This window comes from Brevundimonas sp. (assembly GCF_046295595.1).
GTDB lineage: Bacteria > Pseudomonadota > Alphaproteobacteria > Caulobacterales > Caulobacteraceae > Brevundimonas.
Genome location: NZ_JBKBMX010000004.1, coordinates 105,668 through 124,317 on the forward strand (window position 1 = coordinate 105,668; position 18,650 = coordinate 124,317).

At 70.2% G+C, this 18,650-nt stretch carries 15 protein-coding genes; 14 read left to right on the forward strand and 1 reads right to left on the reverse strand.

Annotated features, from left to right (window positions below; all coding sequences use genetic code 11):
* The first annotated feature begins 253 nt into the window (after window positions 1–253).
* The 13 genes from ACK4JY_RS04225 to gspM all read left to right on the forward strand — a co-directional run bounded on the left by ACK4JY_RS04225 (window position 254) and on the right by gspM (window position 14,915).
* The gene (locus tag ACK4JY_RS04225) at window positions 254–1,816 is read left to right on the forward strand and encodes a hypothetical protein (RefSeq protein ID WP_409603125.1); all 1,563 of its coding nucleotides are present in this window, start codon (window positions 254–256) and stop codon (window positions 1,814–1,816) included.
* Window positions 1,817–1,895: 79 nt separating this feature from the next.
* Window positions 1,896–4,565: a TonB-dependent receptor domain-containing protein gene (locus ACK4JY_RS04230; RefSeq protein ID WP_409603127.1), complete on the forward strand. Its 2,670-nt coding sequence runs from the start codon at window positions 1,896–1,898 to the stop codon at window positions 4,563–4,565.
* A 187-nt stretch (window positions 4,566–4,752) separates the two neighbouring features.
* The gene (locus tag ACK4JY_RS04235) at window positions 4,753–5,595 is read left to right on the forward strand and encodes a type II secretion system protein N (RefSeq protein WP_409603129.1); all 843 of its coding nucleotides are present in this window, start codon (window positions 4,753–4,755) and stop codon (window positions 5,593–5,595) included.
* Window positions 5,592–7,685 carry a type II secretion system secretin GspD gene (gspD, locus tag ACK4JY_RS04240; RefSeq protein ID WP_409603131.1) on the forward strand — a complete coding sequence of 698 codons (2,094 nt, stop codon included), beginning with the start codon at window positions 5,592–5,594 and terminating at the stop codon, window positions 7,683–7,685. Before ACK4JY_RS04235 ends, gspD begins: the two co-directional genes overlap by 4 nt.
* A gap of 7 nt (window positions 7,686–7,692) precedes the next feature.
* Window positions 7,693–9,210, forward strand: a complete 1,518-nt coding sequence (gspE, locus tag ACK4JY_RS04245) for a type II secretion system ATPase GspE (RefSeq protein ID WP_409603133.1) — start codon at window positions 7,693–7,695, stop codon at window positions 9,208–9,210.
* Complete coding sequence (gene gspF, locus ACK4JY_RS04250; RefSeq protein WP_409603135.1) at window positions 9,210–10,427, forward strand: type II secretion system inner membrane protein GspF; 1,218 nt, start codon at window positions 9,210–9,212, stop codon at window positions 10,425–10,427. The genes gspE and gspF overlap by 1 nt, the downstream gene beginning before the upstream one ends.
* Before the next feature lie 62 nt (window positions 10,428–10,489).
* Complete coding sequence (gene gspG, locus ACK4JY_RS04255; protein ID WP_409603296.1) at window positions 10,490–10,957, forward strand: type II secretion system major pseudopilin GspG; 468 nt, start codon at window positions 10,490–10,492, stop codon at window positions 10,955–10,957.
* Entirely contained in the window at window positions 10,926–11,396 is a 471-nt protein-coding gene (locus ACK4JY_RS04260; protein ID WP_409603136.1) for a GspH/FimT family pseudopilin, read from the forward strand. The genes gspG and ACK4JY_RS04260 overlap by 32 nt, the downstream gene beginning before the upstream one ends.
* On the forward strand, window positions 11,389–11,751 hold the full coding sequence (gspI, locus tag ACK4JY_RS04265; RefSeq protein WP_409603138.1) for a type II secretion system minor pseudopilin GspI: 363 nt from the start codon (window positions 11,389–11,391) through the stop codon (window positions 11,749–11,751). The genes ACK4JY_RS04260 and gspI overlap by 8 nt, the downstream gene beginning before the upstream one ends.
* Before the next feature lie 2 nt (window positions 11,752–11,753).
* On the forward strand, window positions 11,754–12,353 hold the full coding sequence (gspJ, locus tag ACK4JY_RS04270) for a type II secretion system minor pseudopilin GspJ (protein ID WP_409603139.1): 600 nt from the start codon (window positions 11,754–11,756) through the stop codon (window positions 12,351–12,353).
* Window positions 12,354–12,364: 11 nt separating this feature from the next.
* Window positions 12,365–13,339, forward strand: a complete 975-nt coding sequence (gene gspK / locus ACK4JY_RS04275; protein WP_409603141.1) for a type II secretion system minor pseudopilin GspK — start codon at window positions 12,365–12,367, stop codon at window positions 13,337–13,339.
* Complete coding sequence (gene gspL, locus ACK4JY_RS04280; protein ID WP_409603143.1) at window positions 13,336–14,442, forward strand: type II secretion system protein GspL; 1,107 nt, start codon at window positions 13,336–13,338, stop codon at window positions 14,440–14,442. The genes gspK and gspL overlap by 4 nt, the downstream gene beginning before the upstream one ends.
* Window positions 14,439–14,915 carry a type II secretion system protein GspM gene (gspM, locus tag ACK4JY_RS04285; protein WP_409603144.1) on the forward strand — a complete coding sequence of 159 codons (477 nt, stop codon included), beginning with the start codon at window positions 14,439–14,441 and terminating at the stop codon, window positions 14,913–14,915. Before gspL ends, gspM begins: the two co-directional genes overlap by 4 nt.
* Before the next feature lie 34 nt (window positions 14,916–14,949).
* On the opposite strand, the gene ACK4JY_RS04290 is transcribed toward gspM, so the two are convergent.
* A complete protein-coding gene (locus ACK4JY_RS04290; RefSeq protein ID WP_409603146.1) occupies window positions 14,950–17,196 on the reverse strand; it encodes a TonB-dependent receptor plug domain-containing protein in 2,247 nt (748 codons plus the stop codon).
* A gap of 250 nt (window positions 17,197–17,446) precedes the next feature.
* Between ACK4JY_RS04290 and ACK4JY_RS04295 the strand changes: the two genes are divergently transcribed.
* Complete coding sequence (locus ACK4JY_RS04295) at window positions 17,447–18,538, forward strand: phytase (protein WP_409603148.1); 1,092 nt, start codon at window positions 17,447–17,449, stop codon at window positions 18,536–18,538.
* The last annotated feature ends 112 nt before the right edge of the window (window positions 18,539–18,650 follow it).

Below are 18,650 nucleotides of genomic sequence, written 5' to 3' on the forward strand. Positions count from 1 at the left end.
CTAGGCCACGACGGCCCGGTCCGCCAGCGGGTCGAACCAAGGTTTTGTGACGATCCCGCCGTACGGAGACCGGTTTTCACCGAACGGCCAAAACAAGTTCACACAGGCGCGCCGCAACCGTCACAGTTCGGCGCCGCCCCTGTCACATCCGGCGTCTAGCCAGAGCCCGGGCAGGGGGCGATGCATCGTCGCGGCCGGACGTGTGTCCGGTCTCCTGCCGAACGATCCTTTTGGACCTGACACGGTGGAAACGATGACCGGCTTTCGACTGACAACCCTGCTCGCGGCTTCCGCCAGCGCCCTGACTCTCGCGGCCTGCGGCTCCGCCGAGGTGGCTTCGCCCGGCGAAGGCGTCTTCCCCCCCGGCGGCGGCGGCAACGGCGGCGGCGGCGTGGTGACCCCGCCCCCGGGCACCCCGGCGACGGATTGCCCGACCCAGTTCTCGAACGTCGGTCTGACCGCTAACGGAACCCTGCGGGTCTGCCAGCTGCCGCAGCAGATCACCGGCAATCTGACGGTGCCGCTGCGCGCCGGCACCATCTATTCCATCAACGGCCGCACCGCCGTCGGCACCGACCAGGGCGTCGATCCGACCAACCCGATCGCCGGCAGCGTGCAAGGCGTGCTGACCATCGAAGCGGGCGTGCGCATCATGGCCGAGGCCGGCGCCACCTATCTGCTGGTCAACCGCGGCTCGCAGCTGTTCGCCGAGGGCACCGCGACCAATCCGATCGTCTTCACCAGCCGTCCGAACATCGAAGGCGCCACCACCCTCGACTCCGAGGGTCAGTGGGGCGGCGTCGTTCTCGCCGGCCGCGCGCCGCAGTCGAGCTGCAACCAGGTGGGCGGCGTTCTGACGACCCCGGTTACCTGCGGCAAGACCATCGAGGGCACGGCTGCGAACTACGGCGGCAATGTGCCGTCCGACAATTCCGGGCGTCTGCGATATATCCAGATCAAATACTCGGGCTTCGTTGTCGGCAACAACAACGAACTGCAGGGTCTGACCCTCGGCGGCGTCGGCAACGGCACCACCATCGACCACATCCAGGTCTACAACAGCTCGGACGACGGCATCGAAATCTTCGGCGGCACGGTCAACCTGCGCCACATCGTCATCAACGGCGCCGACGACGATGGCCTGGACACCGATGAAGGCTGGCGCGGCGGGGCCCAGTTCGGCATCGTCACCCAGCGCCCGGCCAACACCGGCAGCCGCTCCGCCGGCTTCGAGTTCTCGTCCTTCCCCGGCAGTGAGGCGCTGGCGACCCGCTACGTCTCGCGTCCGTTCGTCTCGAACTGGACCCTGGTCGGCCGCAACGCCACGATCAACGCCCACACCGTCGCCCACTTCGACACGGGCAACGACGCCACCGTGATCAACTCGGTGTTCACCAACGTGGCGGGTTCGGCCGCGGCCTGCTTCGACGTCGCCGACGCCGACACCTTCACCAGCATGACCACCCTCGCGCCGGGTCAGACCGGACCGAACTTCCGCTCGGTCTATATGTCCTGCGGCACCTCGTACCGTCCGGGCGGCTCGGCGGCCAACTCGGCCGCGGTCTTCACCGCCGGAACGAACAACACCGCGGCGGGCGGCTCGACCCTCACGGCGCCGGCCGGCACGACCCTGACGAACCAGGTCCTGACCTTCATCAACGGCGCCAACGAAAACGCCGCGACCAACGTCGTGACGCCCGCGCCGGCGGTCTATTCCTTCTTCACCCCCGTGACCTACATCGGCGCGGTGCAGAACGCCTCGGACACCTGGTGGCAGGGCTGGACCTGCGGCCTGACGGCCGACCGGGCCTGCTGATGACGGATGCGCGGCGGCGGCCCGAACGGGTCGCCGCCGGCTTTCGCGTATTCCGTTAAACCCCTTCAAGGCGCAGATCATGAAGACAGTTACCCTGACCCTGACAGGGGTCCTGCTCGGCACCAGCGCGCTGATCGCGCCCAGCCTGGCATTCGCCCAGACTCCCGCGGCGCAGACGGCGCCGGCGTCCCCCACCCAGCAGACCCCCGCCCAGCAGGCCGAGCCCGAACAGGCCGCCGAACTGGGTGAAGTCGTCGTGCTGGGCCGCTTCATTCCCGAGCCGAACCGCGAAAGCGCCGAGGTCGCCGCCTTCCTGACGTCGGAAGACCTGGAACGCACCGGCGACAGCAGCGCCGCCTCGGCCCTGGCCCGCGTCACCGGCTTGACGGTCGTCGAGGGTCGCTTCGTCTACGTCCGCGGTCTGGGCGAGCGCTATTCCTCGGCCCTGCTCAACGGATCGCCCCTGCCCAGCCCGGAGCCGCTGCAACGCGTCGTGCCGCTGGACCTGTTCCCGTCGAACATTCTGGAAAGCGTCACCGTCCAGAAGAGCTATTCGGTCAACTTCCCCGGCGAGTTCGGCGGCGGCGTGATCGACCTGCGGACCATTGATGCGCCCACCGAGCCGTTCTTCAGCATGTCCGCCTCGATCGGCGGCGATACGGAATCGACCGGCGAAGAGGGCCTGGTCTACTACGGCTCGCGCACCGATTTCACCGGCTTCGACGACGGCACCCGCGACATGCCGGGCGAGCTGCGGGCCGCCATCGGCACCGGCAAGGCGATCAACGGCTCGAATTTCGACGACGATGTGCTGCAACGCATCGGTCATTCGCTGGTCAACGCGCCGCTGCGTCTGCTGCAGCGTGAACAGAACCCGGTCGACTTCGGCTTCGACCTGGCCGGCGGTCTGTCCAGCGAGAGCAGCCTCGGCACCCTCGGGGTGATCGCCGTCGCCGGCTACAGCAACGACTGGACCTACCGCAGCGGCCGCCGCGAGGAAGGCACTTTCTCGGGCGACGTCCTGGTGCCCTATGTCACCCGGGATTTCGAGTCGAACCAGAACGACATTCAGCTGAACCTGCTGGGCGGCCTGTCGCTGATCAACGAGAACAACGAGCTGAAGTGGACGAATTTCTACGTCCGCAGCGTCACCAAGGAAGCGCGCAGCGAGGCCGGGTTCGACGGTTTCGCCGGCGCGGTGCTGCGCTCCGACTTCACCGAATGGTTCGAGCGCCAGCTGTTCTCGACCCAGCTGGCCGGCGAGCACGACCTGATGGACCAGCGGGTCAACATCTCCTGGCGCGCGGCCTATGCCATGACGACGCGGGACTCGCCTTATGAGACCCGCTTCAACTATGACGCCGACGCCAACGGCGAATTCCTGCACCGGACGGGCGGCAACCGCATCTCGTTCAGCGAGCTGGACGACGACGTCCTGTCGGGCGGCGTCGACTTCAGCTACAAGCTGCCGCTGTCCGACTACCGCGATGCGGTCTTCTCGGCCGGGGTCGCCTACAGCGACAACACCCGCGACGCCGAACGGCGCGACTTCCAGTTTGTCCCGACCGCCTCCCTGACCGAAGACCAGCGTCGCTCGCGGGTCGATTATCTCTATTCGGACTTCAACATTGGTCCGAACGGCATCGTGTTGCAGGAAATCACCGGCGGCCCCGGCTCGGGCGCGGCGGCCTACGAGGCCAACCTCGAAGTCCTGGCGGGCTATGTCCAGGTCGACGCCGAGTTCCTGCCACTGGTCCGCACCACCTTCGGCGTCCGCTATGAGGATGGCGAGCAGTCGGTCACCAGCGCCGACCTGTTCGGCGGCGCGCCGCCCTTCCCGACCACGGTGCTGACGGAGCAGTATTGGCTGCCCTCGTTCACCGCGACCTGGAACTTCGCCGAGGACCAGCAACTGCGCCTCAGCGCCTCGCAGACCATCGGCCGGCCCCAGTTCCGCGAACTGGCGCCCCAGTCCTATACGGACCCGGAAACCGATCGCGAATTCACCGGCAACCCGTTCCTGGTCGACACCGAACTGTTGAACCTGGACGCGCGGTACGAGTGGTATTTCGCCCGTCAGCAGTATGTGACCGCCGGCGTCTTCTACAAGGATCTGGAGAACCCGGTGGAGTCGGTGATCTCCGCCTCCGGCACGGGCTCGCGTCAGCAGTCCTTCATCAATGCCCCCCAGGCCACGATCTACGGGGCCGAGTTCGAGGCGAAGAAGTACTTCGAGTTCCCGGACAGCGGTTCGTCGTTCGTCGCTGACAAGCGCTGGCTGCTCCAGGCCAACTACACCTGGTCGGACTCCGAGGTTCAGGTGGACGCCGATGACCGGGTGAGCTCGCCGGCCGGCGCCGACCAGGACGCCAGCTTCTTCATCGCCGACGGCAGCCGCCTGCAGGGCCATTCCGAGCACGTCGCCAACCTGCAGATGGGTTGGGAGGACGACACGGCCCGGTCGCAGGCGACGATCATCGTCAACTATGTCAGCGAGCGGATCACCGCCCGCGGCGCCGGCAACGCCGCCAGCCGCGAGCCCGACTATCTGCAGGATCCCGGCGTCTTCCTCGACTTCGTCTATCGCAAGGATTTCGAGTACGCCGGCCGCGACCTCGGCTTCGCCCTGGAACTGCGCAACCTGCTCGGCACCGAGTACGACGAGTACCAGGAACTGGGCAACAAGATCCGGGTCAACAACTACAAGCTCGGCTCGGGAGCCACGGTCAGCCTGACCGCCCGCTTCTGATACCGCCTGCCTGTGCGGGGAGGTCGCCTGGTCGCGGCCTCCCCGTTTCAGTTTTGCGACAGTTACTCCGTACCCGTCGTAACCGTCACGGCAAGTTCTCCGGTCCGTCATGGCTCCGTGAAGCCCGGGCACGGACGACTGGTCTACGAAATCCGCGGGCCGTCGGGGCCCGCCGGGGCCTGTGATCTTGATCGCCGTCATTCGCAACTGGAGCACGGGGGTCCGCGAGCGCCTCTCCGCCCGCCCGGACCGGGTGCGCACGGCCCTCGAGGCGGCGCTGGCGCTGGCGCTGATCGTGCAGCTGGGCCGGCTGGTCTGGATCGCGGTCGAGCCGGTCGAGCCTCCCGTCGCCGCCGCGACGAGACCCCAGGCCGGACCCGTCGACTATTCCGTCTTTCAGCGTTTCGACGCCTTTTTCCGCACCGGGGCGCAGAGCAGCCTGGCCGGAGAGAACGCCGCCGGCAGCGACCAGCTGCGGCTGTTCGGCGTGCGCTCGAACGGCGCTGGTGGCGGCTCGGCGATCATCGGCCTGGCCGACGGCCGGCAGGTCTCGGTCGCCGTCGGCGAGACCATCGAGCCCGGCCTGGTCCTGCAATCCGTCGGCCTCGATCATGTCGTCGTGGCGCGGGGCGGCTCGCTGAGCCGGCTGATCTTCGGCGAGCTGCCGGCCGGGGCGGCGACCCCGCCTCCCCCGCCGCCGGTCCCCCAGACCGTGACGCCCAACCCAACCCCGGCCGCCGCCGCCCCAACCGTCGATCCCGCGAAACTGATGACCCCGAACGCGCTGCGGCCGCGGATGCAGGGCGTGCGGTTGAACGGCTTCACCATCGCCGATGGGGCCGACGCGGGGCTGCTGAGCGCCGCGGGCCTGCAGGCCGGCGACGTCATCCTCGCCGTCAATGGCGTCGCGCTGGACAGCCCCGCCCGCATCGCCGGCCTTCGCGGCGAGCTGGCCAACGCGACCAGCGCCGAGATCCGCTTCGAGCGGGACGGCGCGTCGCAGACCACCACCATAAGGACAGGCCGTTGAAACCGACCCGCCACCGCGCCCTCGCCGGCGTTCTCGCCGCCGTCCTGCTGGCCCAGGGGCCGCTCGCGGCCACGCCGGTTCTGGCCCAGGCCGGCCAGACCCTGAACGTCCAGGGCGCCGACATCCGCGCCTTCATCCAGGATGTGGCCCGTTCGACCGGCCGCACCTTCATCGTAGATCCGGCGGTGACCGGGACGGTGACCGTCACCAGCGACCGGCCGCTGTCGCGCGCCCAGCTGTTCGAGGTCTTCCTCTCGACCCTGCGCGCCAACGGCCTGGTGGTGACGCCGACCGGCTCGGGCGCCTATCGCATCAGCCCGGCCCAGGGCGCGGCCCAGGGCCCGGCGACGGTCGGCTCGGAGCGGTTCGCCACCGAGGTGTTCCAGCTGCGCAACATCGACGCCGCCTCGGCCGCCGAAACCATCCGGCCGCTGGTCGGGCCGCAGGGACAGGTTCTGCCGAATGCGGGCGCGAACAGCGTGGTGGTCGCCGACTTCGCCGACAATCTGGCGCGCATCCGCGCCCTGATCGGCCGCATCGACGTCGACCGCACCGGCTTCGAGGTGGTGACGCTGCAGAACTCGTCGGCACGCGAGATCGCGGCCGTGCTGCAATCGGTGCTGACGCCGCCGGGGGGACAGCCGGGCCAGGGCATGGTCACGGTGACGCCGGTCGAGAGTTCGAATTCCATCGTCCTGCGCGGCGATCCGGCCGCCATGGCCCGCATCCGCCCGCTGGTCGAGGATCTGGACCGCCGCGCCGAGTCCGCCGACGACGTCAAGGTGGTGTTCCTGCAGCACGCCAACGCCGAGGCCCTGCTGCCGGTGCTGCAGCAGATCGTCGGCCAGCCGGTGACGGCGGCGAACGCCAACGCCACCCCGGTCGGACTCGGCGGTGTCGGCGGCGGCGTGGAGGCGGACGCCGCGCCCGCCCTGCCCGCTTCGGTCGCCGCGCCCGTCCCCGGCCAGCGCGCCACCATCGCGCGCTTCCCCGGCGCCAACGCCTTGGTCATCTCGGCCTCGGGCGACACCCAGCGGATGCTGTCCGAGGTGATCCGCCAGCTCGACCAGCGCCGCCAGCAGGTGCTGATCGAGGCCATCGTCGTCGAGCTGTCGGACACCGCGGTCAAGGAACTGGGCGTGCAGTGGCTGCTGGCCGGGGAGGACGGCGTGCCGATCGGCATGACCAACTATTCCGACAGCGCCACGCCGCTGCTGCCGATCGCCGGCGGCCTGGCGTCGGGCCAGCTGGACGAGGACGACCCGCTGCGCGAACAGCTGCGGAATTTGGCGGTGAACTCCCTGCTGGGGGCCAACGGTTTCGTCGGCGGCGGCGGCGGCAGCCTCGGCGACGGCCTGTTCGGCTTCATCATCAATGCGGCCAAGACCGACGACGGCTCGAACCTTCTGCAGACCCCCTCGCTGATGACGCTGGACAATGAGGAGGCGACCATCCTCGTCGGCCAGGAGGTGCCGATCACGACCGGCGAGACCCTGCTGGACGGCAACTCAAACCCGTTCCGTACGACCGAGCGGCAGGACATCGGGGTCAAGCTGATCGTGCGGCCGCAGATCAACGCCGGCGGTTCGATCACCCTGTTCCTGCGTCAGGAGGTGTCGAGCATCAACGGCGTGCTGACGAGCTCAGCCAGCGATCTGGTGCTGAACAAGCGCGAGCTGGAGACGACCCTGGTGGTCGACGACGGCGACATCGCCGTGGCCGGCGGCCTGCTGGACCAGAACGACCGGCTGTCGGTCGACAAGGTGCCGGGACTGGGCGACATCCCCGGCATCGGCGCCATGTTCCGCTCGACCAGCCGCCAGCGCGGGCGGACCAATCTGATGGTATTCATCCGCCCGACCATCATCCGCAGCCCGGCCGACGCCCAGACCCTGGCCGCCGACCGCTGGGGCTATATGCGCCAGCAGCAGCTGAACAACGACCCGACGGTCGAGCCGGGCCTCGACGAGATGCTGCGCGAATACATGCGCACCCAGGCTCCGGTCGCGCCGGCCTATACGGTGACGGCGCCGGTCGGCGAGGTGACCTATGCGCCGCTGCCGCCCGCCCAGTCGACGCCGCAGGAGTGACGGCGGCATGATCACCCTCGTCAATCCGACCCTGCCCTACGGCTTCGCCAAGCGGCACGGCGTGATCCTGCTGGACGCGGGAGAGATCGCCCTGGTCGGCCTGCGCGAGGGAGCCGATCCGGCGGCCCTGGTCGAGACGCGCCGGGCGCTGGGCCGGCCGCTGCGCATCGAACGGCTTAGCCAGGCCGATTTCGACCGGCGGCTGTCGCAGGTCTATGCCGGCGACCATCTGAACGCCGCCGACGGCGAGGATCTGGACATGCCGTCGGGGCTGGACAGCCTGATCGACGACATCCCCGCCGCCGCCGACCTGCTGGACACCGCCGACGACGCCCCGGTCATCCGGCTGATCAACGGGATCATCGCCGAGGCGGTGCGGGCCGGCGCCTCGGACATCCATCTGGAGCCGTTCGAGACGGCCCTGACGGTGCGGATGCGGGTCGATGGCGTGCTGCGCGAGGCGCTGTCGCTGAGCCCGCGGATCACGCCGCTGCTGGTGTCGCGGATCAAGGTCATGGCGCGGCTGGACATCGCCGAGAAGCGCGTGCCGCAGGACGGGCGCATCCCGCTGACGCTGGGTGGGAAGACGCTGGACGTACGCGTCTCGACCCTGCCGTCGCGGGCTGGCGAGCGGGTGGTGCTGCGCATCCTCGACAAGGACCAGGCGGACCTGAAGCTGGACCAGCTGGGCATGACCGGCGAGACGCTGGACGCCTTCCGCGCCGCCCTGCGCGAGCCCAACGGCATCATCCTCGTCACCGGGCCGACGGGGTCGGGCAAGACCACCTCGCTGTACGCCGGACTGTCGCTGCTCAACGATGCGACGCGCAACATCCTGACGGTCGAGGACCCGGTCGAATACGCCATCGACGGCGTGGGGCAGACCCAGGTCAACACGAAGGTCGGCATGACCTTCGCCGCCGGACTGCGGGCCATCCTGCGCCAGGACCCGGACGTGGTCATGGTCGGCGAAATCCGCGACGTCGAGACGGCCCAGATCGCGGTCCAGGCCTCGCTGACCGGCCATCTGGTGCTGTCGACGGTGCACACGAATGACGCGGCCGGGGCCATCACCCGGCTGCGGGATATGGGCATCGAGCCCTTCCTGCTGGCCTCGACCCTGCGGCTGATCGTGGCCCAGCGGCTGGTGCGGCGGCTGTGCCCGGCCTGCCGCCAGTCCGAGCCGGCGGACAAGGCGACGGCGCGCCTGATCGGCTGCAAGACCGGCCAGCCGGTGTGGCGGGCGCACGGCTGCGCCCACTGCCACCAGACCGGCTACGTCGGCCGCGTCGGCCTGTATGAAGCCATCGCCGTCGACGACCGGCTGCGCCGCCTGATCGCGGCCGAGGCCGACGAGGACGCGATCAACGCCCTGGCCTTCGAACACACGGACACCCTCGCCAAGCGGGCCCGCGCCTTCGTGCTGGGCGGACTGACCTCGGTCGAGGAGGCGGTGCGCGTCACGCGTCAGGACGTCGGGGCGCTGCGGGACGAGGCCGCGCCGGCGACCGAGGCGGCGGCCTGATGGCGGCGTTCGACTATGTGGCGGTGGACGCCGGCGGGCGCACGGTGACCGGGGCGCTGACCGCCGCCGACGAAGGCGCGGCGCGGGGCCTGCTGGAGCGGCGCAAGCTGATGCCACTGGAGATCACCGCCGGGCGCGGCGCGATGCAGAAGGTCGACCGCGTCAAACAGGCGAAGGGCGGCAAGCTGAACGCCAAGACCCTGGCCCTGACGACGCGTCAGCTTTCGACCCTGGTGTCGGTCGCGCCGATCGAGGAGGCGCTGCGGACCATCGCCCTGCAGGCCGACCGGCCGGCCGTGCGGCGGGTGCTGGAGGGCGTCCATGGCGGCGTCATGGAAGGCCGGCGGCTGTCGGACGCCATGGCGCTGCAGGGGCAGGCGTTTCCGCCGCTGTACCGGGCCATGGTTTCGGCCGGCGAGACCTCCGGGGCGCTGGAGCCCATTCTGGAGCGGCTGGCCGACGGGCTGGAGCGGGACCAGACGGTGCGCGGCAAGGTGATCACGGCCCTGGTCTATCCGGCCGTGCTGGCGGTGGTAGCGCTGGGCGTCATCGGGGCGCTGATGACCTTCGTCGTGCCCAAGGTGGTCGACCAGTTCGACAGCATGAACCAGACCCTGCCGCTGCTGACGCGGCTGGTGATTGGCGTGTCCGACCTGATGCGTGACTGGGGCTGGCTGGCGGCCCTGCTCCTGCTGCTGGCGGGGCTGGCAGGCGCGGTGGCGTTGCGCAATCCGGCGTTCCGGCTGCAGGCCGATACGGCCCTGCTGCGGCTGCCGCTGATCGGCCGGCTGACCCGCGACCTGCACGGGGCCAAGATGGCGCGGACCCTGTCGACCATGATCGCCGCGGGACTGCCGGTGCTGGAGGGGCTGACCATCACCGGCCGCACCGTCTCCAACCGCCGCCTGCGTCTGGCGACCGAGGCCATGGCCGACGCGGTGCGCGAGGGCGGCGGCCTGTCGGCCGCCATGCGCCGGGCCGACGTCTTCCCGCCGATCCTCGTCTATATGACCGCCTCGGGCGAGAGCAGCGGCCGGCTGGAGCCGATGCTGGAGCGCGCCGCCGACTATCTGGAACGCGAGTTCTCGACCTTCACGGCGGTGATGCTGAGCCTGCTCGAGCCGGCCATCATCGTCGTCATGGGCGGCGTCGTGGCGATGATCGTGCTGGCGATCCTTCTTCCCATTCTGCAGATCAACACCCTGGCCATGGGGTGAGGAACGTGAACATGATGTCTGGTCCTAACGTTCGCCGCGCGGCGGCTCACTTCTTGAGGACGATGGGGCGCGTCTGCGCTCAAGCAGCGGCGCGCCGCGCGCGACGCGTTAGCGTCCCCAACAGGGCCGGCTTTACGCTGGTCGAGCTGATGGTGGTGATCGTCATCATCGGTCTGCTGGCGACGGTGGTGGCGATCAACGTCCTGCCGAGCCAGGACCGGGCCATGGTCGGCAAGGCGCAGGCCGACATCTCGGTGCTGGAGCAGGCGATCGAGACCTATCGTCTGGACAATCTGACCTTCCCCGACGACCTGCAGGCGCTGGTCGCCGCGCCGGCCGGCCTGGCCCGACCCGAGCGCTACCGCGAAGGCGGCTATGTCCGTCGCCTGCCGGAGGATCCTTGGGGCAATCCCTATCAGTACCGCCGGCCCAGCGCGCACGGCGGCCAGTTCGACGTCTTCTCCCTCGGAGCCGACGGTCGCGAAGGGGGCGAGGGCAATGACGCCGACCTCGGAAACTGGCAGGCCTGATCGCCGGCTCGGGCGGGCAGGGTTTACGCTCGTCGAACTGCTGATGACCGTGGCCATCATCGGACTCGCCGCCGGCGCCGTGGTGCTGGCCGTGCCCGATCCCCGGCCGTCGGTGGCGCAGGACGCCGAGCGCTTCGCCGCGCGCCTGTCGCGGGCGCGAGAGGAGGCCGTGCTGACCAACCGGCCGGTGGCGGTCGAGGCGACGACGGCGGGCTATGGCTTTTCGGTTTTTGACGGAGCGGAATGGTCACCGCTGTCGGACGGGCCGTTCGGACGGGAGCCGTGGAGCAAGGGCGTGTCGGTGTCGCCGACGGAGCCGGTCCGGGTGGTGATCGATCCGACCGGCGTGGCCGAGCCGGCGAGCCTGACGCTGAGCCGCGACGGGCGCGCCGCCCGCATCGAGATCGACGGTGCCGGCGAGGTGACGATCAATGGTTGATCGAACCGCGAGAGGCGGCTTCACCCTGATCGAACTGCTGGTCGCCATGGCGGTGTTCAGCCTCGCGGCCATGGCCTTGCTGAATCTGTCGGGCGAGAACACCCGCTCGGCGGCGCGGGTCGAGACTCGGACGCTGGGCGGGCTGGTGGCCGAGAACCTGGCGGTCGAGGCGATGATCGCGTCCGGGCTTGGCGAGGGGCAGACTTCGGGCGTGGTTGCGCTGGCGGGACGTCAATGGACCTGGACCCGGTCCGTGGAGGGCGTCGAGGCCGGCATGCTGCGCATCGACATCGCCGTCGCGACGGACGAGGGCCAGGCGGCGGACCGCGTGCTGTTCCGGGCGCGGGAATCTTGAAAGTGGCCCCGAACGCTCGCGGAAGATCGGGATTCACCCTCGTCGAGGTGCTGATCTCGCTGCTGATCTTCGCCCTGATCGCGGCGGCGGGGGCGGCGGTGCTGAGCCTGTCGATCGACAACCGCTTCGCCATCAAAGAGGCGACCGACCGCACCGGCGACCTGCAGCGGATGCGCAGCCTGCTGAAGGCCGATCTCGGTCAGGCCAGCGGCCGGCGTTCGCGCGGCCCGACGGGGCGGCCGATGCCCCAGCCGATGAGCGGCCCGACGGCGCCCGGCGACCCGGTGCTGGTGCTGACGCGGGCGGGCTGGACCAATCCCGGCGAACAGCCGCGGCCGTCGCTGCAGCGGGTCGAATACCGGCTGGTCGAGGACCGGCTGGAGCGGCGCGTCGCCAGCCATCTGGACGGGGCGCGGCCGGGGCCGCCGCAGGTGCTCTACCGCGGGGTGAGGGACGTGACCGTGGCCTTCGTCCGGGACGGACAGGAGACGCCGGCCTATCTGGTCACGGCCGAACGGCCGCTGCCGGACGCGGTGCGCATGCGGATGACGCTGGACGGCTATGGGCCGGTCGAGCAGCTATTCCTCGTAGGCGGCGGCTAATGCGGGGCGGCGTGAACAAGCGCGAGGGCATGGCCCTGCTGACCGTGCTGCTGCTGGTGGCGGTGATGTCGGTGGTCGCCGTCGCCGTGCTGGACGACGTGCGCTTCTCGGTGCGCCGCGCGACCAATGCCGAGACCCAGGCCCAGGCCCAGTGGTACGCCTCGGGCGCCGAGGCCCTGGCCCGGCGGCAGGTCGCGGCGCTGCTGACGTCGGGCCCGGCGCGGACGCCGCTGGAGCCCGAATGGAACGGACGGCGGCTTAGCTTCCCGATCGAGACGGGCGCGATCAGCGCCGTGGTCACCGACGGCCAGGCCTGTTTCAACCTGAACAGCATGGTCGAGGGCTTCGGCGAGGATTTGCTGGCGCGGCCGCTTGGGACGGCGCAGTTCCTAGCCCTGGGCCGGGCCGTCGGCGCGCCGGACAGCCGCATGCGCGCCGTCGCCGACGCCCTGACCGACTGGCTGGACGCGGACGGAACCGCGCGGCCGCTGGGGGCCGAGGACGGGGCCTATGCCGGGCTGGCGACGCCGTACCGCACCGGCGGCGTCATGCTGGCCGAGGTCAGCGAGCTGCGCGCGATCAAGGGCGTCGACGCCGACCTGTACCGCCGGCTGCGGCCGTTCGTCTGCGCCCTGCCGACCAGCCAGCTGTCGCCGCTGAACGTCAACACCCTGACCCCGGAACAGGCGCCGCTGTTGATGATGCTGAGCGACAACGCCCTCGGTCCCGACAGCGCCCGGGCGGTGATCGCCCGCCGGCCGCAGACGGGATGGACCGACGCCGCCGCCTTCTGGGCCGAGCCGACCATGGCCGGCGTGACGGTTCCCGAGGAAGTTCGCGACCAGGTCACCGTCCTGACCCGCTACTTCAATCTCCGCGTCGAGGTCGACTATGGCGGCGGCCGCGCCGTTCGCACCGCCCTCCTTCACGCACAGCCCGGCGGCGCCGTCCGCACCGTCATCCAGCGCTGGACACCCGAAGAATGAAACCGATCCGCCTGATCCTGATCCCCACCCTGCCCGGCCAGGCCGCGCCCTATATGATCGTCGCCGCCGACGGCGGCGTGCTGCAGCGCGGCGTGCTGGAGCTGGACCCGCCCGAGCGGCCCGAAGCGATGCGCACCGTGGCGGTCTGCCCGGGCGCCGACGTCAGCATCCGCTGGCTGGAGCTGCCGGCCGGCGGGGCGGCCCAGCTGCGCGCGGCGGCGGCCTGGCGGCTGCGCGAGGACTTGGCCGTCACCCCGGACCGGGTGGCGACCGTGGTCGGACCGCCGCCGGGGCTGGACCAGCCGCGGCTGGTGGCGGTGGTCAGCCACGGCCTGCTGCAGGCCTGGTCGGACTATCTGGAGGCGCTGGGCGTGCGCGCCGACGCCCTCGTGCCGGACATGCTGACCCTGCCAGAGCCGGAGGAGGCCGACGTCCTGCTGGCGGTGACCTTCGGCGAGGCGGTGGCGCTGCGCGGACGTCAGTTCGCCGCCACGGTCCAGCCGGATCTCGTCGAGCTGGTCGCCGCCGACCGGCGCGTGGTCGCGGTGCAGGACCCCGCGGCGGTCGAGCGGGCGCTGGCCACGGCGGCGCGGTTCCCGGCCATCAATCTGTTCGACAACGGCGCGCGCGAGCGGACGGTGCTGCGCGGCCGCTGGCGCAGGGCCATGGGCCTCGCCGCGGCGCTGGTCGTCTCGCCGCTGGTATTGATCGCCGCCGCGGCGGTGCGCGACGACGGCGTGGTCCGCCGGCTGGACGCCGGGACCGTCGCCGCGATCGCCGTCGCCGACCCCGAGCTGGCGCAGCAGCCGGACCCGGTCGCCGCCCTGCGCGCGAGAGCCGCCGTCGCACCGCCGCCGGGCGGAGTCACCGGCGCCGCTGCCGCCCTGTTCACCGCCGTGGAAGGCGTCGAGGGCGCCGAGCTCGACATGCTGTCGGCCGGCGCGGATGAAGGGGTCAGGGCGACGCTCAGCCACCCGACCTGGTCGGACATGAAGGCGATCGACCAGCGGATGGGCGAGGCCGGCATGACCGTGACCGAGACCGCCACCCTCGAGGACAACGGCCGGGTGGTCAGCGACATCAGCATCGGAGCCCGCCCATGAACCGGATCATCGCCCAGCTGCAACAGGCGTGGGACGGCCGTACGCGGCGCGAGCAGCAGATGCTGATCGGCATGGCCCTGCTGGCGACGGCGGTGGTGTTGTGGCTGGGTGTGATCCGGCCGCTCAACGCCTGGCGCGACGAGGCCGGGCGCGACCGGGCCCGGGCGGAAGCGGATCAGGTGGAGGTGCAGAACGCCCTGGGCCGGTTGGCGCCGGCGACCGGCGGCAAGGCGCGCGGGGCCGATGTTCAGGGTCTGGAGCCGGTGCTGCAGCAGACGGCGACGGCGGCGGGACTGGAGCTCACCACCGGCATGGACGCGTCCGGCCGGCTGGGCTTCCGCATCGCCCGGGCGACAAGCGCCGAGGTGTTCGGCTGGCTGGCCGCGCTGGAGACGACCCATGGCCTCCAGCCCGCCAGCCTCGGGGTGATCGAGAACGCCGACGCTTCGCTGCAGGTGGAGGGGGCGTTCTGAGCCGCCCCCTCCCCTTTTCGTCGTCGGCGCGTGGTCAGAAGGCGGCGCGCACGGTGAGCTGATACAGGACGCCCGAGCGCTCGCTTTCCAGCTCGTATTCGTCCAGGTCGCCGTTGGCGCGGTTGTCGAGGATCTCCTCGATCGAGTCGCCGTCGTACTTCATGAAGGTCTCGCGCTTCTCCTTGTCGAGCAGGTTCTGCGCCGACAGGCGGACCACGACGCGCTCGCCGAAACGCTTCTCGACGAAGGCCTCGAGGTCCTGGTCGTACTCGACCTTGACCAGCTCATCGAGGCCCGACTCGTAGCCCTCGTCGCGGCCGTACAGGCTGGCCCCGAAGCTGGCGCCCCAGGTCGGCAGGTTGTGGATGAAGCCGACGTTCCAGACGTTCTGCGGCTGGTTGCGGAACTGGCGTTCGACGCCGGTCCACGGGTCGGTCACCTCGCTGTCCAGCCAGGTGTAGTTGAAGAAGACGCCGGTCTCGGGCAGGCCGACCATGGTGAGCGGCGTCGACAGATCGACCTCCACGCCCCATGTCGTGCCGTCGCCGATGTTGCGCGGCTCGACCAGGTTGTAGGCGTCGTCGCCCGGATCGACCGGGCCGCCGTCCTCGTCGACTTCCGTGCCGGTGTCGGTCAGCTCGATCAGGTTCTCGATCTCGCGATAGAAGACGTTGACGCCGAAGATGCCGCGGGCGCCGAGGCGGCGCTCGTAGCCGACGTCGAAGCCGGTGGCGAATTCGCTTTCCAGCAGCGGATTGCCCTGCAGGGCGTCCTCGTCGGCCGGCTCCTCGCTGGCGAGGTAGGGGGCGAGGAAGCTGTAGTCGGGACGGCGCTGGGTGCGGGCCCAGGAGGCGCGGAACTGGTCGCGCTGGTTCGGCGACCAGGTCAGGTGCACCGACGGGAAGAACTCTTCCGCCTCGGACGAGACGACGCCGAGGTCGCTGGTGACGTCGCGCTCCATCGACTCATAGCGCACGCCGGCGTCGACGGTCAGGGCGTCGCTCGGCTGCCAGGTCAGGCGGGCGAAGGGCTCGAAGCGGGTTTCCTCGATGGTGTAGAGGGCGCCGGGCTCGGGATCGGGGTCGCCGACCGCGCCGTTGTCGATATCGAACTCGACAACCGCGGCGTCGCGTTCTTTCGTCAGGTAGTCGGCGCCGAGCTTGAGGCGCAGGGAGTCGGGGCCGAAGGTGTATGCGGCGCCGAACTCATACTCGTCGTCGGTGATCTCGGTTTCGACGTATTCGTCGAGTTCGAGCGGGTCGCCCGGATCGGCGACGTCGAGGCGGGCCGTGGTCTCGTCGCGGAAGCCCGACCAGCCGGCCTTGAGGTCCAGCTCGCCGGGGCCGACCTCGAACTCGCCGTCGACGCCGAGGGCGTAGCTCTGCTGACTGATGCGCTCGGCCTGGACTTCGGTGCCGTCCAGTTCGTCGAACACGCCCGAGCCGTTGTCGACATAGGTCAGCGAAGTCTCGTCCTCGTCGCGATCGGTGTCGACCGCCAGGCCGTTGAAGCGCAGGCGGCCGCGGTCGAAGCGCACGGTCAGCTCGGCGTTGGCGGACAGGTCCTCGCCGTCGCGGGTGTCGTCCTGCAGTTCGATATTGTCGAGCACGCCGCCATCGGCGGGCAGGTCGTCATAACGCTCCGAACGCTTTTCCTTCGGGTTGCGCCGGCCCTGGTAGTTGAGAGCGGCCCACAGGGAGGTGTTCTCGGTGTTGCCGGCCCAGGAGATGGAGCCGGCCCCGCGGGCCTCCCCGTCAGCATTGACGAGCACGCCGGCGCGGAGGGCGCCGCCCTCGAGCTGCGCCCCTTCCTTGAGCACGACATTGATCGCGCCGGCGACGCCGTCGGACGGCTGGTCGGCGCGCGGGCTGCGGATGATCTCGATACGCTCGACCAGTTCGGCCGGGATGCGATCGACCATGAAGGCGCCGTCGTCCTCGCCACCCGGCGCGCGCCGGCCGTTGATCAGGATGTTGGTGTAGCCGGGCGGCAGGCCGCGCATCGACACGCCGTCAAACTCGAGCACGTCCGAGGTGAAGGTGACGCCGGGCACGCGCTTCAGCATCTCGCCCACCGACACCGGCTCGAAGCGCTGGAAATATTCGAGGTCGTAGGAGAGGATCGGGTTCTCGTCCGTGGTCCGGTTGCGGAACACGATCTCGCCGTTGACGAGGACGTCCTCGACGGCGGTCACGTCCTGGGGACCAGCGTCCTGGGCCAGGGCGCCGCCGGCCAGAAGAAGCGGCGCGAAGGCGGCGCCGAGAAGAAGGGCGTATTTCATGTCAGGCATTCCTGTGGCCCGGCGCCCCCGCGGTCGCCGGTTCTCCCGGCCCAGCTAGGCTGTACCGGCGACGCCTCCGCGACGATTTCGCGAACCGGAGTTGGCGTTTTCCGGACGACGGCGTGACGCTTGCTCCCGGTACGGAGCGAGATTCACGCAATCGCCACCGCACCGTCACCGGGCCTTGCTTGACCTCGGCGCGGCCCCGTGGTCTCCGCACGGCGATCGCCAACCTTCACAGGCCGCCCAAATGACCTTCCGGACCCTGACCCTGATCGCCGCTTCGACGGCCATTCTGTGCGGCTGCGCCACCGGCGAGGTCGACTACCAGGGCGAAGGCGAGGGTTTCATCGGCGCCGGGTCCCCGGTTTCCGCGCGGCTGGAAACCCCGTCGGTCGGCACCGCCGGCCAGGACGCCGCCGACGACCCCGCCATCTGGAGTTCGGCGACGCCGGTGCGGATCGGCGGCGTATCGACGCCCGGCTTTGTCGCCGGCACCGACAAGAAGGCGGGACTCTACATCTACGGGCTGGACGGGGCGGTGCTGCAGTTCCTGCCTGAGGGTCTGCTGAACAATGTCGACATCGCCGAGGGCCTGACGGTCAACGGCCGGTCACAGGTGGTGTTGGGCGCCAGCGACCGCACCCCGGGCAAGACCGGCGTGGCGCTGTATCTGTTCGATCCGACCAGCGACGCCGGCGTCCGTCACTGGGGCGCGATCACCACCGATGTGGTCGAGCCCTACGGCTTCTGCTTCGCCCGACGCGGTTCGGAGCTGCACGCCATTCTGGTCGGCCACGAGGGCGAATTCCGCCAGTTCATCCTCACCGTCGATGCCGCCGGCCGGCCGGTGACGCGCGAGGCGCGCCGCTTCGACATCGGCACGATCTCGGAAGGCTGCACCGCCGACGAGGCGACCAACGCCCTCTACATCGCCGAGGAGAACGTCGGCGTCTGGCGCTACGACCTCGACCCCGCCGCCGGCGCCGCCCGCTCGCAGGTACAGCCGATCGAGGATGGGGTCCTCGTCGCCGACGCCGAGGGCCTGACCATCATCGAGGACGGCGCCGCCCGCTATCTGATCGCCTCCAGCCAGGGTGATTCGGGCTTCCCGGTCTGGCGCGTCGACGGGGCCCGGCCAGCCTACGTCGGCCGTTTCATCGTCGTCGAGGGCGCGGTCGACCGGGTGACCGGCACCGACGGTCTGGACGCCCGCGGCGGCCGTGTCGGCGACGCCTTCCCCGAGGGTCTGGTGGTCGTTCAGGACGACATCAACGACTCCGGGACGCAGAATTTCAAATACATCGACTGGCGGGATATCCGATCGGCACTCGGGCTGTAGCCACGTTCCATCGGCCGCCGACGAGCCCGCCGGAAATGATTCCAAAGGTTGCAGACGCCCGCTCCCGCACTCGAACCGCGAATAGCGTTGACAAACCGGCAATTCCGCCGCG

Bases quoted from the DNA above. Each gene is read 5' to 3' on its own strand.
- ACK4JY_RS04225 (WP_409603125.1), top strand. From the start codon at position 254: ATGACCGGCTTTCGACTGACAACCCTGCTCGCGGCTTCCGCCAGCGCC.
- ACK4JY_RS04230 (WP_409603127.1), top strand. From the start codon at position 1,896: ATGAAGACAGTTACCCTGACCCTGACAGGGGTCCTGCTCGGCACCAGC.
- gspE (WP_409603133.1), top strand. From the start codon at position 7,693: ATGATCACCCTCGTCAATCCGACCCTGCCCTACGGCTTCGCCAAGCGG.
- gspF (WP_409603135.1), top strand. From the start codon at position 9,210: ATGGCGGCGTTCGACTATGTGGCGGTGGACGCCGGCGGGCGCACGGTG.
- gspG (WP_409603296.1), top strand. From the start codon at position 10,490: ATGGGGCGCGTCTGCGCTCAAGCAGCGGCGCGCCGCGCGCGACGCGTT.
- ACK4JY_RS04260 (WP_409603136.1), top strand. From the start codon at position 10,926: ATGACGCCGACCTCGGAAACTGGCAGGCCTGATCGCCGGCTCGGGCGG.
- gspI (WP_409603138.1), top strand. From the start codon at position 11,389: ATGGTTGATCGAACCGCGAGAGGCGGCTTCACCCTGATCGAACTGCTG.
- gspL (WP_409603143.1), top strand. From the start codon at position 13,336: ATGAAACCGATCCGCCTGATCCTGATCCCCACCCTGCCCGGCCAGGCC.
- gspM (WP_409603144.1), top strand. From the start codon at position 14,439: ATGAACCGGATCATCGCCCAGCTGCAACAGGCGTGGGACGGCCGTACG.
- ACK4JY_RS04290 (WP_409603146.1), bottom strand. From the start codon at position 17,196: ATGAAATACGCCCTTCTTCTCGGCGCCGCCTTCGCGCCGCTTCTTCTG.
- ACK4JY_RS04295 (WP_409603148.1), top strand. From the start codon at position 17,447: ATGACCTTCCGGACCCTGACCCTGATCGCCGCTTCGACGGCCATTCTG.